The organism is Novipirellula artificiosorum (assembly GCF_007860135.1).
Taxonomy (GTDB): domain Bacteria; phylum Planctomycetota; class Planctomycetia; order Pirellulales; family Pirellulaceae; genus Novipirellula_A; species Novipirellula_A artificiosorum.
This window is the reverse complement of record NZ_SJPV01000006.1, coordinates 346755-359348: the sequence shown is the minus strand read 5'-3', so window position 1 is coordinate 359348 and position 12594 is coordinate 346755. Positions and strand designations below refer to the sequence as shown.

11 protein-coding genes are annotated in these 12594 nt (G+C 55.2%); 6 read left to right on the top strand and 5 right to left on the bottom strand.

The genetic code is table 11. The features are described from left to right. Nucleotides 1–8: 8 nt before the first annotated feature. Nucleotides 9–1313, bottom strand: coding sequence for a hypothetical protein (locus tag Poly41_RS18265; RefSeq protein WP_231615760.1), 1305 nt, complete (start codon nucleotides 1311–1313; stop codon nucleotides 9–11). A 178-nt stretch (nucleotides 1314–1491) separates the two neighbouring features. Between Poly41_RS18265 and Poly41_RS18260 the strand changes: the two genes are divergently transcribed. Further along, a complete protein-coding gene (locus Poly41_RS18260) occupies nucleotides 1492–2580 on the top strand; it encodes a DUF1570 domain-containing protein (RefSeq protein ID WP_146528147.1) in 1089 nt (362 codons plus the stop codon). A 250-nt stretch (nucleotides 2581–2830) separates the two neighbouring features. Here the strand turns inward: Poly41_RS18260 and Poly41_RS18255 are convergent, their stop codons facing one another. Further along, entirely contained in the window at nucleotides 2831–3604 is a 774-nt protein-coding gene (locus tag Poly41_RS18255) for a methyltransferase domain-containing protein (protein WP_197231419.1), read from the bottom strand. Further along, a complete protein-coding gene (locus Poly41_RS18250) occupies nucleotides 3601–4872 on the bottom strand; it encodes a prolipoprotein diacylglyceryl transferase (protein ID WP_146528145.1) in 1272 nt (423 codons plus the stop codon). Before Poly41_RS18250 ends, Poly41_RS18255 begins: the two co-directional genes overlap by 4 nt. 184 nt (nucleotides 4873–5056) lie before the next feature. On the opposite strand from Poly41_RS18250, the gene Poly41_RS18245 reads away from it, so the two are divergent. Further along, complete coding sequence (locus Poly41_RS18245) at nucleotides 5057–5803, top strand: hypothetical protein (protein ID WP_146528144.1); 747 nt, start codon at nucleotides 5057–5059, stop codon at nucleotides 5801–5803. A 428-nt stretch (nucleotides 5804–6231) separates the two neighbouring features. After that, the gene (locus Poly41_RS18240; protein WP_146528143.1) at nucleotides 6232–6807 is read left to right on the top strand and encodes a J domain-containing protein; all 576 of its coding nucleotides are present in this window, start codon (nucleotides 6232–6234) and stop codon (nucleotides 6805–6807) included. Nucleotides 6808–6917: 110 nt separating this feature from the next. Here Poly41_RS18240 and Poly41_RS18235 read toward each other — a convergent pair whose 3' ends face one another. Both Poly41_RS18235 and Poly41_RS18230 read right to left on the bottom strand, forming a co-directional pair. Beyond that, nucleotides 6918–8435: a sulfatase family protein gene (locus Poly41_RS18235; protein WP_146528142.1), complete on the bottom strand. Its 1518-nt coding sequence runs from the start codon at nucleotides 8433–8435 to the stop codon at nucleotides 6918–6920. A gap of 234 nt (nucleotides 8436–8669) precedes the next feature. Next, nucleotides 8670–9626, bottom strand: a complete 957-nt coding sequence (locus Poly41_RS18230; protein WP_146528141.1) for an ornithine cyclodeaminase family protein — start codon at nucleotides 9624–9626, stop codon at nucleotides 8670–8672. 1111 nt (nucleotides 9627–10737) lie between these two features. Between Poly41_RS18230 and Poly41_RS18225 the strand changes: the two genes are divergently transcribed. The 3 genes from Poly41_RS18225 (at nucleotide 10738) to Poly41_RS18215 (ending at nucleotide 12543) form a co-directional block, all read left to right on the top strand. Then, nucleotides 10738–11685, top strand: a complete 948-nt coding sequence (locus Poly41_RS18225) for a tetratricopeptide repeat protein (protein WP_146528140.1) — start codon at nucleotides 10738–10740, stop codon at nucleotides 11683–11685. A gap of 229 nt (nucleotides 11686–11914) precedes the next feature. Beyond that, nucleotides 11915–12136, top strand: coding sequence for a hypothetical protein (locus Poly41_RS18220; RefSeq protein ID WP_146528139.1), 222 nt, complete (start codon nucleotides 11915–11917; stop codon nucleotides 12134–12136). After that, the gene (locus Poly41_RS18215) at nucleotides 12133–12543 is read left to right on the top strand and encodes a hypothetical protein (RefSeq protein ID WP_231615759.1); all 411 of its coding nucleotides are present in this window, start codon (nucleotides 12133–12135) and stop codon (nucleotides 12541–12543) included. The genes Poly41_RS18220 and Poly41_RS18215 overlap by 4 nt, the downstream gene beginning before the upstream one ends. Nucleotides 12544–12594: the final 51 nt, after the last annotated feature.

Here is a 12594-nt window from a genome sequence, read left to right as displayed (position 1 = left end):
CAAAGGAGCTACGGCAGCGGGATATCTTGGAGGACGAACGAGACTTCGCTTTCCGCGACCGCGGTCGGCGATTCGTAGACAAAGATCGATTCGCGTGCCGAGTCACCAAGATCGAACAAATAGCCGATGCCCGCACCATCGGTGGATTGCCGAAAGACCTCATACCCCAAGTGTTCTGCGTGCGATCCATCGGGTCGCCGTACGAAGGCTTTGTTTTCAAAAATCCATTGGCGGTGGCTTTCCAGCGACCGTCCGGCCTCTTCCAGCGTCACGGCGATCCGAATCTCATGAAGGGGTCCATTCTTGCGAATGGACTCAACCTTGACTTCCATCGCATCGATTTTCTTGTTGGCGGCCGAATCGGATAGCGGCAACTCGAAGGTTTGGCGTTGACCGGGTAACAATGCATGGATCACGCCGGAGAGCGATTCGATCGATTCCGGTTGACCCGCCGGCAATTGCATCGGCAGATAAAACTCGCTGAACGAAATGTCGCTATGGGTCGCGATGTCGATCGTCTCACCAGATTCTTGAGGTTTCAGCATCGCACCATCATCAAGCTTTCCTCGTAATTGGGTCACAGGGATCGACATACCAATCGGCGTCAGTCGCGGCTCCCAACTAATTTCCATGCTGATGTTGAGTGCGCTCAGGTTCGGGTGGTTCAGCACCCGACGCGATGTTACCGATGTAGGTTCAATTCGATAGACCCCAGTGTAGGCGGCAGAGTCGACTCGCGAAGGACGATCTTCCTCCCGTTTCTGCAACTGCAACGTGTCCCGATCGCCACCATAAAAGTTGATGTCCAAGTCTGCTTGATCCAGCACATAGTCAACTGCGTGCCAAAACGAAAGTGGTGTCGCGACGGCTTCGATCGGAATGCTTTGGTCTCCGGGATACTCGAATTCGATACCACTGTCGCGGCTGATCGCTTCAAGAGCATCACCGAGCGTCGATGCTCCGTCGAGTCGAACGGTGATCGCATCCGAGTTGGTTTCCGCACGAGTGGAACGCAACGAGCTGCGCACTCGTGCCAAACGCTCGCTCGCCTCGATCGACATCCCCTGCTTCGTCTCAGGCAGAAACGGCAGCGCCTCAGGTCCCGCTTCGATCAACGCTTGCTCTGCCGCTGCACGCTTTGACACACTTGGACTGTCGAGTTGATCAATCCATTCCAGGACATCATTCTTCAAATCGGTCGATGCTCGTTCCTCAGCCACAGCCGCCGAGACGATCCCAAGCAACACAACGGCGGCCACGATGGCGCTGTTGTTCCATCCAATCGTGACGATCGATTTGATTGTCATCTTCATCGCATTCCTTGTTGTCGCTACTCGGTCAAACGTACTGGGCCACGGCGACGGTCAATTGCCCGTGACACGCTCGGCCAATCCTCACCAGCCCCCAATTGTAACCTACGGTTGAGGTGCACTGTATCGATTCACGGACTCGGTTTCTACACCGTTCCCCCTCGACTGCTGGACTGATTTGATGGTTTTCAAGCGAACGGCCTTCGCCGCGATTCTGGTTCTTGCATGCGTATCCATTGGATCGCCAAGACGGGCGCTCGCCCAAGTCACCGGTTTGATTGAATTCCGCGAAGGGGGTCGAATTCGCCAAGGATTGCCACTCGTCAGCCTTGCCCGAGAAATGATTGTGATTGGGACCGACGGTTGGCTGCACTCGATCGATCCAACGGAACCGAACACGCAAATTCGCCAACTCGGCCAATCGTACGAACCGATCTCGGTCCCACTGTTTCGCAATCAGTTACAAGCCGAATTCGGAAAGGGTTACGAGGTGGTATCGACTTCCAACTTCTTGATCGTCCAGCCACGCGGGCGGGGTAACCGTTGGCCTCATTTGTTTGAACAGTCCCATCGTGGCTTTATCAGCTACATGAGCAAACGAGGCGTACGGACGCGAAAAGGTCGTTTTCCGATGGTCGCCATCGTGTTTCCGGACGAGGTCGCGATGTATACGGAATTCAAAAAAGTAGGCATCGATATGAGTCGTGTCGCAGGCGTCTATTCGATTTTATCCAATCGCGTCATGACCCATGACGGACGACATTCGTCGATCATTGCCGCAACGGTCCGCCACGAGGCAGCCCATCAATCGGCGTTCAACAGCGGCGTTCACAGCCGAGTCAATGACACCCCCCGCTGGATCACCGAAGGGATTGGGCAATTGTTCGAACCCGAAGCGATGACCGTGACCCAAACCGCAGGTCGACGCGCCGAGCGAGTGAACGTCGACAGTTTGCGAGAACTGAATCAGCAGGGCCTTGCCAACGAAGATGGCTTGCTGGCGACAAAAATCCATTGTTTGGTCGGCAGTGACGAAATGTTCGAAGATGTCAAACAAGTCAATCAGGCTTACGCCGTTTCATGGGCCGTCATGTTCTATTTGGCGGAACGTCAACCACAACAATTCGCGGCGATCCTAAATCACACCGCCTCTCGGCCACCGCTGGAAAACTACGATCGAGACCAGCGGATTGAGGACTTCGAGCGAGTGGTCGGAATGGACGTGCACGACTTTGGCAACCGCGTGACAAGGTTCCTCCGCTCGTTGTAGGTGGTTGATTCGTAATCCCAAACCGCGGGTTGGCAAGCCGGTGGCATCGCTTTCCCGCTCCGCGCCACCCATTCGCTGGTGCCTCCAAGACGCTGCAATTGATACTTCCCGTCAAGAATGGCTTGCCACCACGATCGATGGTCGAGGTACTACTGAACGGTCGTTTTCCAAGCTCGAGCCAAGTGATCCGACGCCGCTTTGGTGGCGGAATAGGGCGAGCGGGGATCGGCAAAAGGACGGGGGGTCGATCTTAGGCGAAGACAGGCGATACAACCGGTACAACCGATTCATCGGCCACCATCATGAACCGGCAAGGAACAACAGAGCGAATTCGAACTGGCCGGGTCAATGCGGCGCGGGCAATGCGTGCGAATTCTTCGCGTGTGAACGCCGATTTGACGCTGATGGCGCTGTCATGATGAAACACGGGCGATCGAGTCAATAAGTGCGACGCGGTCTTGATGATTGCCAAATTCCACCGGGTCCGCTCGAAATCGCAAACGAGCATCGCTCGAGTCGAGGCCAGCTGCATCGCTTGAAGCAGCCGAAAAACCTGGGACTCGTCAAGCTGGTGCATCAACAACGAACAAACGATCACGTCGAAACCGCTCGGTAGTGGAACATTCAAACAATCCATTTGCAAACTTCGAATTCCGACGCCCGCTTGCTCAGCTCGACGCTGCTGCTGCTCGATGGCCCGGTCGCAGGAATCGCTGGCGGTCACACACAAATCCCAATCGGCATGCTTTGCATTGGCCAATTTTGCTTTCAAAGCCCAATGGATCGGCAAATCCCCTTCACCACTCGCCAGATCAAGGACTCGTAGCGGCCGCTCCGGTAACGAGCGTGCGTAGTGTTGAAGTTGATGGAGCAGGACATCGGCAACGCCGCTGAGCCGATTGATTCGCGACAAACCCGCGAGCGCCCATCGACGATCGGATTCCGGAAGCGATGGATCGTCCATCCATTCAAGTTGTCTGACTCGATTCAGCGGCATCGCCTTGAACTGTTTTTGAGTATTCACGTGTTTGCGGTTGGGACTGACTGTATTGCACCGCGCCGATAAATCCAGATCAATCCGGCGACCGATCCGGCGAGCACCATGACGCTGACCCATTGCGATATGGACAGGCTTGTTCCAAATTGCCCCTTCTCATCGACTCGTATCCACTCCAAACCAAAGCGGAGCACGGCGTAGCTCGCGAACCCCAACATCATAATCGCTCCTTCGCGTCGAAACACGTACGAGGCGGCACACAGTAGTCCACACAAGCAGATCGCCGAAAAACTGCTGATCAATTGAGCCGGTTGGACCGCTTCGGCTCGCGGCGGTAATTGATCGGGACTCCATTGATAGGTCTTGCCATCAACGAGCATCAACAAACCTCGCGGTGCACGTTCAATGGGCCGGTCTTTGGGGACATCACGCAGGTATCGATCATCGAGGCGAATCCGTTCGACTCGGCTGCCGCTGGAAATCCCGGCCTTGTCCGCGAGACTACCCTTACGAACGCTTTCGATTCGACCTGAGGATTCATCGATTTCCAATCCAACCAATACACCCTTTTCAAGTTGCTCAACGTACACGGGGCTGCCGACCGGGAAGTGGAGTGCGGCCCAGTATTCGGCACACTGACCCCCGTAGCAACAGCCGTTCAGGAGGCATCCCATCCGCCCAAAAAACAGTCCTAAGAACATGCACGGCACGATGGCATCACCCAGTTTCAGAACGGGCAAACGGTGGCGAACCACGAAGAACACGGCTGCCAACACACCAAAAATGAACCCACCGTAAACGACCAAGCCGCCTTCGGTGAACGTCAAGATGCCACGAACCGTTTCGGAAAGCGAGTCGCCAATGAAACGGTCGCGATATTGAATCACATAAAACAACCGAGCTCCGGCGATTCCGCCAATGAACACCCAGGGCGCCATGTTGATGATCACCTCGGGATCGATGCCGCGCCGCCGTGTACGCAGCATGGCCAGGCCAACCGCCGTCAAAACGCCGATCAACAGCATCACGCCGTAGCCTCGAATCGCCATACCCACCGGTGCGCCGTCAATGTTCTTGATTTCCACCATCGGCAAGACGATCACGACCGCCAACGCGAGGACGCCCCACATGATCGCTTCACTCGACAAAAAGTCGCTAAAGGCATGCTTTTGAAGCCGGCGCAGAATCACAAGCCGAACGATCAAGGCGATCGCTAGCAAAATCAAGCCCCACCCGAATCCGAACACCGGTAGATCCGCAAATTCGTGTGGAATCGTAAACAGGGTGCTGCGCATGACAAGGGATCTCGACGAAAGAATTGAGTTTCACACGCAGCCAGGGCGACGATGGCTGGCGGAATCCAATCCCGAAAAGGGGGAAAGTGAACGGTTGATCTAGACGCGCCGCAAGCATCTTTTCTACGTTGAACCGGATAGAAGCGTCCAGACGTCTTGCCTCCATTGCCCTGTCAGAAATCAAATGCTACGGAACGATTCTCTTTTTCAGCTGCTTTGGGTCTTTTCCCTGACCTGCGGTTTGTCAGCAACCGCGGGGGCTCAACCCGCGACGTTTCGCGTCGAAACCAGCATTTTTGAGGGCAGCAGCAAGGATGCGGTCGCTAAGCACCTGATTCTATTCGATGGTGGCTTGGTCTATGACCTGCCCATCATCGAGGACCGCTTCGTGACCGTTTACGATTCACCTCGTAAACGAGTAATCTTGCTCGATCGGCAAACCAAAACACGCTCGACGATCGGGATCGAAGACTTGGTACGGATCACGGCCCAAGCTCGAAGTGCCGCGGAAACACGTGAACAACAAGCCAGGCTCGGGATCTTGGCGACACCCGAGTTTGATCCTGATGCCAGCGTCTATTCGATCGAATTCGGAGAGGCAAGCTACAAGACGACCGTTCAGGAAACGAGCGATGTCGATATCGCCTTGCAGTACGGGCAATTCGCAGATCTCGCATCGCGGCTCAATTTGGTCCGCAGAATCGGACTGCCACCTTTCGCCCGCATGTCACTCAACCAGCGGATTGCAACCGACGGCAAAATGCCCAAAGAGACCTCATTGGCAATTCGACGAGGGATTGCGGTCGATCGATTTCGCTCGACGCATCAAGTGATCGCTTACTTAAGTCAATCCGATCGAAAACAGATCGAAGAAGCTGGCAGCATGTTGGCCCTCTACAACGAAGTTGGGCTCGAGAAAATGCAGCCGTAGGGTCGCGAAGCCGTAAACAACACGCTGCCGCTCGGTAGCCAATCGTCGCACCCAAACCAGAATGCGTCCGCAAGCCGTTCTAGCCCGGATTATTCATCCGTCCAAACCCATTCTCCGTAACCCTGTGTATGCAATTCGCTTACATCGATTGAGTCAAAAACAGACTGCGCACGTTGGAGTCGTAGGCTTTAGCCGATTCCGTAAGGATCCAGCACGCAATCGGCTAAAGCCTACCACTCCAACGAATCATCCGGGCTAGGAATCCCCGTAGCCCGGGGAATCCCTGCAACCGTTTCATTCGGCACGACTTGCCCTGCAACGTGTGGTGATCCGCGGATTCCGCTCCGGTCATGCGAAAACCGACCTAGGTTTCATTTGAATCATTGTTGTGATTCAACTGCCCCCCGCAATCGACCTAAGGAACGAAAATGTCGTCGCAAGAATTTGTCGACCACTACGAAGTTCTCGAAGTGAGCTCCAATGCCAGCCCGGCCACCATCGAGCGTATCTTTCGCTACTTGGCGAAGAAGTATCATCCCGATGTGACGGCGAATCATGATGTCGCCCAATTCACCAAGTTGGTCGATGCCTATGAAACGCTCCGTGATCCCGAAGCCCGAGCTGCCTATGACATCTCGTACGAGCGGCACAAGCAAGTCAATGCAGAGATTGTCGAAGGGGCGAACTCAGCGGGCGATGATTGCATCGAGCGGTACAAGTTATTGTCGGTGCTGTACTCGCAGCGACGACGCGACTTCCGAAAACCGGGGATCGGTCTCGGCACCCTCGAATCCCTTGTTCCGTACCCACCCGAAGTCGTCCAATTTCATCTTTGGTACTTTCGTGAAAAGGGCTGGGTCGGACGCGAAGAAAGCGGCCAGTTGTCAATCACGGCTGCCGGAGTGGACCAAATCGAATCGATCCACCAAGCGACAGTTTCAAATCATTTGAGAATTGAACATAGCCCCGCAAAAATCACCGATTCTCCATTGCAATCCGCGTAGAATGCAGGATGGCCCCAGCCAGGGCACGCGGGCTGCGTTGTACCCGTCTAGCCCGGCCCTGGAACGATGGCACCCTGTTCGCGAAACTTGCTCTTGTGCTTCGTTGAGGGTCACTCGTAGTCGGCGGCGGTCAAGCTGCTGAGTACCGATTGTTGCCAGTCCTTCAGCTCGACCTGCATTCCCGCAGCGACTTGAGATTTGGACTCGACGAGATTTTTCGTCTCGGAGGGATCGTTCAGGAGATCATACAGTTCGCTAATGGGCTCGCCGCCTCGCTTGTTCTGAACGACCAGTTTGTATCGGTTCCCAACAAGCGCGCGCGAACCGGCGAAGTCCTGCTCTGTGATTTCTGAGTGATGGAAGTTACGGAAATTGCGAGTGTGGATGTCTCCCATCAACTTGACCAAGGGTGTCGTGCCGCGCTGAAGCTCCGCCTCGATGTACGGTTCGTTCTTGGCTTCGGTATTGGAATCGAACGTCCAGAATCCGATCGGACTCGGACGCTGGCTCATCTGACCGTCAATCATTGGCGTCAGGTCCATTCCATCAAGCGGGCGATCCGGTAAGGGGGTGCGTGTCAGCTTGCAAAGGGTCGGCAACATGTCGCTGGTGACGGCATTCATCTCCGAGATGCCTGGCTTGCTGATCCTTGACGGCCATTCGATGATTCCAGGGACTCGGATGCCGCCTTGATACAGATTTCCTTTCTGTCCGCGGAAAGGTGATGTGACGATCCCGTCAAGTGGGGTGCCGTTGTCACCGCAATACCACAACAGCGTGTTGTCTTGCAGTTGTGCTTGTTTCAACCACTGGCGAAGCTGTCCGATCGAACGATCCATCGCCGTGATCTCTGCGTAACGTTCCCTGAGGACATCGCGGAGCGGTCGCATTGTTTGGCGTCCCGTTTCGTTGGATGTCAGTCTGACCTGCTGGTCCGAGTATTCGCTGGGCAAGTCGTCATAGAGGGCGAGGTCCTTTGCGAGACCGCTATACGGTTCGTGAGGCGACCCGAACCAGACGACCGCAAAGAATGGCTGTTTCGTTTTCCTCGCCCCTGCCAAAAACTCAATCGTTTCGCGGATCACGATCTCCGAGGATTCCCCTTCGAATTTCTGAGGCGGACCACCGTTGCGTGAAAAGGTGGGGTTCAGCTCAAAGAAGTTGTCATGCGAGAGCCACTGGTCAAATCCCATTGCTCCCGGATTGGTGGGGGAATTGGCTTTGACAGGACCGAGATGCCATTTGCCAAAATGCCCACAGGCATACCCCGTATTGCCTAGAAGATGCGCAATCGTGACCTCCTCGGGTCGCAGGGACCAGCCCGGAGCGAACGTACCGTAGCGGACGGGATGTCGCCCGGTCATGACGCTGCCGCGGGTCGGTGAACACGAGGGGTGCGCGGAGTAGAATCGGTCCAGCCGCAGTCCTGAAGCGGCCATTTCGTCCAGCACCGGGGTCTTCAGATGTGGATGGCCGTTGTAGCCTGTCTCGTCCCAGCCATGGTCGTCTCCCATGAGCAGTATGATGTTCGGATGCGACGCATCCGTTGCCTGCCCAAGTGACACCTCCGCGGCAAGGCCCCCTAGCGTTACGAGACCTGCCGCCAAACGCACCAACCAAGTCTTCATTCGAGTCTCCCTTCACAATCCAAAACGAATTCGCTATCTCTAAATATTGGAAACGCAGTCTACCAATCGGAGACAATCAAGTTGAGTGGTCTGCACGGAGCCGGTTTGCCGGCAACGCTTGCGATTCGCACGCGGGATCAATAACGAACATAGTGGACGAGGCAACGAGTCCTGCAACACGGGACTCGTGGCCTCGTCCACTACCAAAGTCGTCACTTGTTGTTCACGCGATGCTTAGAGTTCGATCAGCGAACCGATCTCATGTTCTTCAGCTTGCTTCAATAGCCAACTGGCCACGACGGCGTCCTGAATGGCCAGGCCAACGGATTTAAAAAAGGTGACTTGTTCGTCATCCGATCGCCCCTCTGCCACTCCGTTTAGGATGTCTCCAAGTTCGGCATCGCCCTTACAACCGGGGATGATCAAGTCACCCGCCTCGCGTTGACAGGCCTCGCGACTATCGGTGACCACATAGGCACGCTCGACCAAAACATCATCGACTTCTCGGACATCGGGTCGGTAGGCACCGACCGCGTTGATGTGAGTGCCAGGCCGCACGCCGGCGCCTTCGAAAGTGGGTGAAGCGGACGTGGTTGCCGTGATCAAGACATCCGCCTGCTTGGCTGCCTGCTGCGAATCGGCTGCGATGGTCACCTCCGGTGGATTGGGACGATCGAGCAGCAGCTGACGAAGCGTTTGTGCTGCCTTCACGTCGCGATCGTACAGAATCACTTGTCGAAAATCACGCACGCACAATCCCGCTTCGATCTGCATACGCGCCTGGACACCCGCCCCGATGACGCCAAGAACCTCGCTGTCTTGGCGAGAGAGCACATCGATCGCCAAACCGCCTGCGGCACCCGTGCGAATCGCCGTCAACGGCCCACAATTCATGACAGCACGTGGCGTGCCTGTCTCGCCGTCGGTCAATGTCAGCAGTCCCTGTACGACAGGCAGGTGGTGTTGTCGATTGCCTCGAAAGGTTGCCACAAGCTTGACGCAGATGTCGCCGCCATCCAAAGCGGCAGGCATCATATGGATATCGCCGTTCTGGAAATCCACGCAGGATCGCATCGGCATGACCGCTCGCCCAGCCGACAAGGCAGCAAAAGCGGTTCGCATCAATCGGATCGCCTCCGCCATTGATAACAATTCTGCGACGTCGGCCCCGCTCAGCATCCTGACTTGCATTTGCTTATTCTCTGCACTTGTCTTCGAAAACGTAAATCTGGCAAGAACCCACCGGCACGGATCCAGACGTCGTACGGGAGAATCTTACATCAATTGTCACTGACGTTGATGTCTTCTGGTGTAAAGTTTTCCGAGGGATCCATTTTGACAGAGGCCCAGCATTTCTCGAGGCCCAACATCCAGTTTCGATTCAGCTAGGGTTTCATCCAGATAGGTTACCGGAGTCGGCTGTAGTGGACGAGGCAACGAGTCCCTTGCATCCCAGATGCATCCTTCACGAGGACTCGTTGCCTCGTCCACTACCATTCACAACGATTGTCGCACAGGTACCGATATCGACGAGGCGATGTCAGAAAACAAAGCGTTGCCGGCGTGATCAATCGGAGCTTTTCTCGTCATCTTCACCGAGCTTCTCCCTAAACATAAAATCGGTTAATGCACGTCGGTCTATGTCCAGTTGATCCTGATCGTGACACTTTCGTTCAAATAGTTTGCAGTACCCCAGCCGCCAATCGTGAACGGAAGTTTCCGGGTACCTGTCTGGGTTGTCGTCTCCGATCTTCCAATCAAGCGCGAACTCATACTCATAATGCGTTTCTCCGGAAGCGTCTTCATCCATGACGCGATAAGATACCGGAACGCGGTGTGAGCCATTCCAGTCCCATTGGGTTTCGCAGAGGGAGAAAACGCGACGCGATTCACCCGCATAGAGGCCGCCAACGAAGAGAGAAAGAGAGAAAGCGAGAAACCCTTCGGCACCTTACAACCACCTTGGCGCACGCCATCGATTTACGAGTGATTAACCCCATCCCAGAACCTCATTAGCTTCGCGTAGCATAGCCGCCAAGAGAAGCGACCGTGAAGCAGGCTGCAGTGGAACATATCGAACATGAAGATGATTTTCAAGTCATTGGGTGAATCAAAGCGTAAAAGAGGAAGAAAGGGCCGCAATTATTCTCTTTGGTTCTTTCGTGACGCTGGAAAACGACCTCCGTCCCCTTATTGAACTCCGACGGTATCGCTGGTCGCGTGCGCTTTGGTCCTGGGGACGGTCGTAAGTGTCTGGCAGGCTCGCGCGGCGATCACGGAGCGTGATGAGAAAGTAGTGGCATTGGAAAAAGCTAGGGCGGCTGAAGACGCTGCAAACGACGCTCGCGACGAGCTTGAAGCATTTAACCAACGACTCAATTCATCCACCGTCTTGCTCTCGTCGGGGCGAGCACATGCTGATGCCCAGCGTTGGGCCGATGCCTACGAATTGTACACCGAGGCCACCACGATGCTGCCCAGCTACTCGCTGGTCTGGCTTGAACGCGGTCGGCTCAATGCCAAGCTTGGCCGTTGGGAATCGGCCGCGAATGATTTTGCCAAAGCGGTCAGGATCGGATGCCCCGTCGAGCAGACCGAACTTTCGGGTGTGCCCCAGCTTCTGTACTACGGGGGAGAAACGTCCGCCTACGAAAAACTCTGCGAACAATTTTCTCGTTCGCAACAGGACGACCCAGCCTCTGTCGCAACTCGAGGACGATTGGTTGGCGAAATCTCACCATCGACCGCAGCCGAACTTGCACTGAGAGTCGAACGGATGCTGACGGATTCCGATGGCGGAGAAAAGTCTGTATCGAAGTCAACTCATGCGTTCGACAAGCGACGAACTCATTATCGCGAGATGTATCGAGGTGCGAATTTGTACGTTGCGGGCTGGGCTCATTTGAAAGCAGGAGACAACGAAAAGGCTATGAAACGTCTTGAGCAGTCCAGTAACGCGAACTGGCTCGGTCGCGGCATCGAGTCCCCGTTGATTGCGATTGCCCATCATCGGATGGGACGTGCGGACGAAGCACTCCGCTGGTTCGAGCAATCAGAGACGCTGCTTGACCGCCTACTCGATGAGAGCGTTGGCCAGTCCAGGGGAACTCCCGTGATACCCTGGATCGACTGGATTGAATTTCTGCTAAATCATCGCGAGGCAAGCATCATTGTCAAAGGGCACACACCGGTGACCGACCCGAGAATTCGTCAGATGAACGACTTTGCCGAAGCGTCGATCGCCGATTGATCCAGACTTTCTGTAGATTTAATGGCCCCGGTGACGCATGGATTTCGCATTACCGACCAAGAGCGAGTCCGCACCGAGTAATCGAACATCAAATGCGGACTAGTTAGTAGGCTACCGCCTATTAAACCGCGTGCTCTGCACACTCGTGGCGTTTCGCTGGATCGTATTGGATTCCGCATTGCTCGGTTAATACCACCAACACACAAACACTCTCTCGGAGATGAAACCAATGATAAGGAAGTTGTACGTTTTTAGTTTGTTGCTGCTCGTTTCCAGCACAATCAGCGTTGCCGAAGATTGGCCACAATGGCAAGGACCGCAGCGAAACGCAATTTCGACCGAACAGGGGCTGTTGCAGCAGTGGCCCGAAGGGGGGCCGCCGCTGGCGTGGCGAGTCGATGGACTTGGCGGCGGCGATAGTGCGCCGGCGGAGGAGCGGTCAAATTGGTGAAGGATGCCAGTGGTAAGATAGCGGCCGAGGAAGTCTACTTCACATCAAATATGCAGAACCATCATGGTGGGATGGTGGTCATCGATGGCTGTCTGTACGGAGCCAACGGAGGAAACGGCGGCGGTTTTCTCACCTGCTTGGACTTTCATACCGGTGATGTCCTTTGGAGAGATCGAAAGGCTCCAAAGGGTTCACTCTTGGTGGCAAACGAACAGCTCTATTTACGTTCGGAAGAGGACGAGATTCTCCTGATCGAGCCATCACAAGAGGAATTCATTGAACGGGGTCGTTTTGTCCAGCCCGATCGAAGCCGTGCACCGGCTTGGGCCCATCCGATCGTGGCAAACGGAAAGCTCTTCATACGCGATCAAGGACTGCTGTTCTGTTACGACGTGAGTGCCCAATAGCCGTAGGTGCTCTTCCGGAAATATGTTACCTGATCACCGTATCGGCGGCAT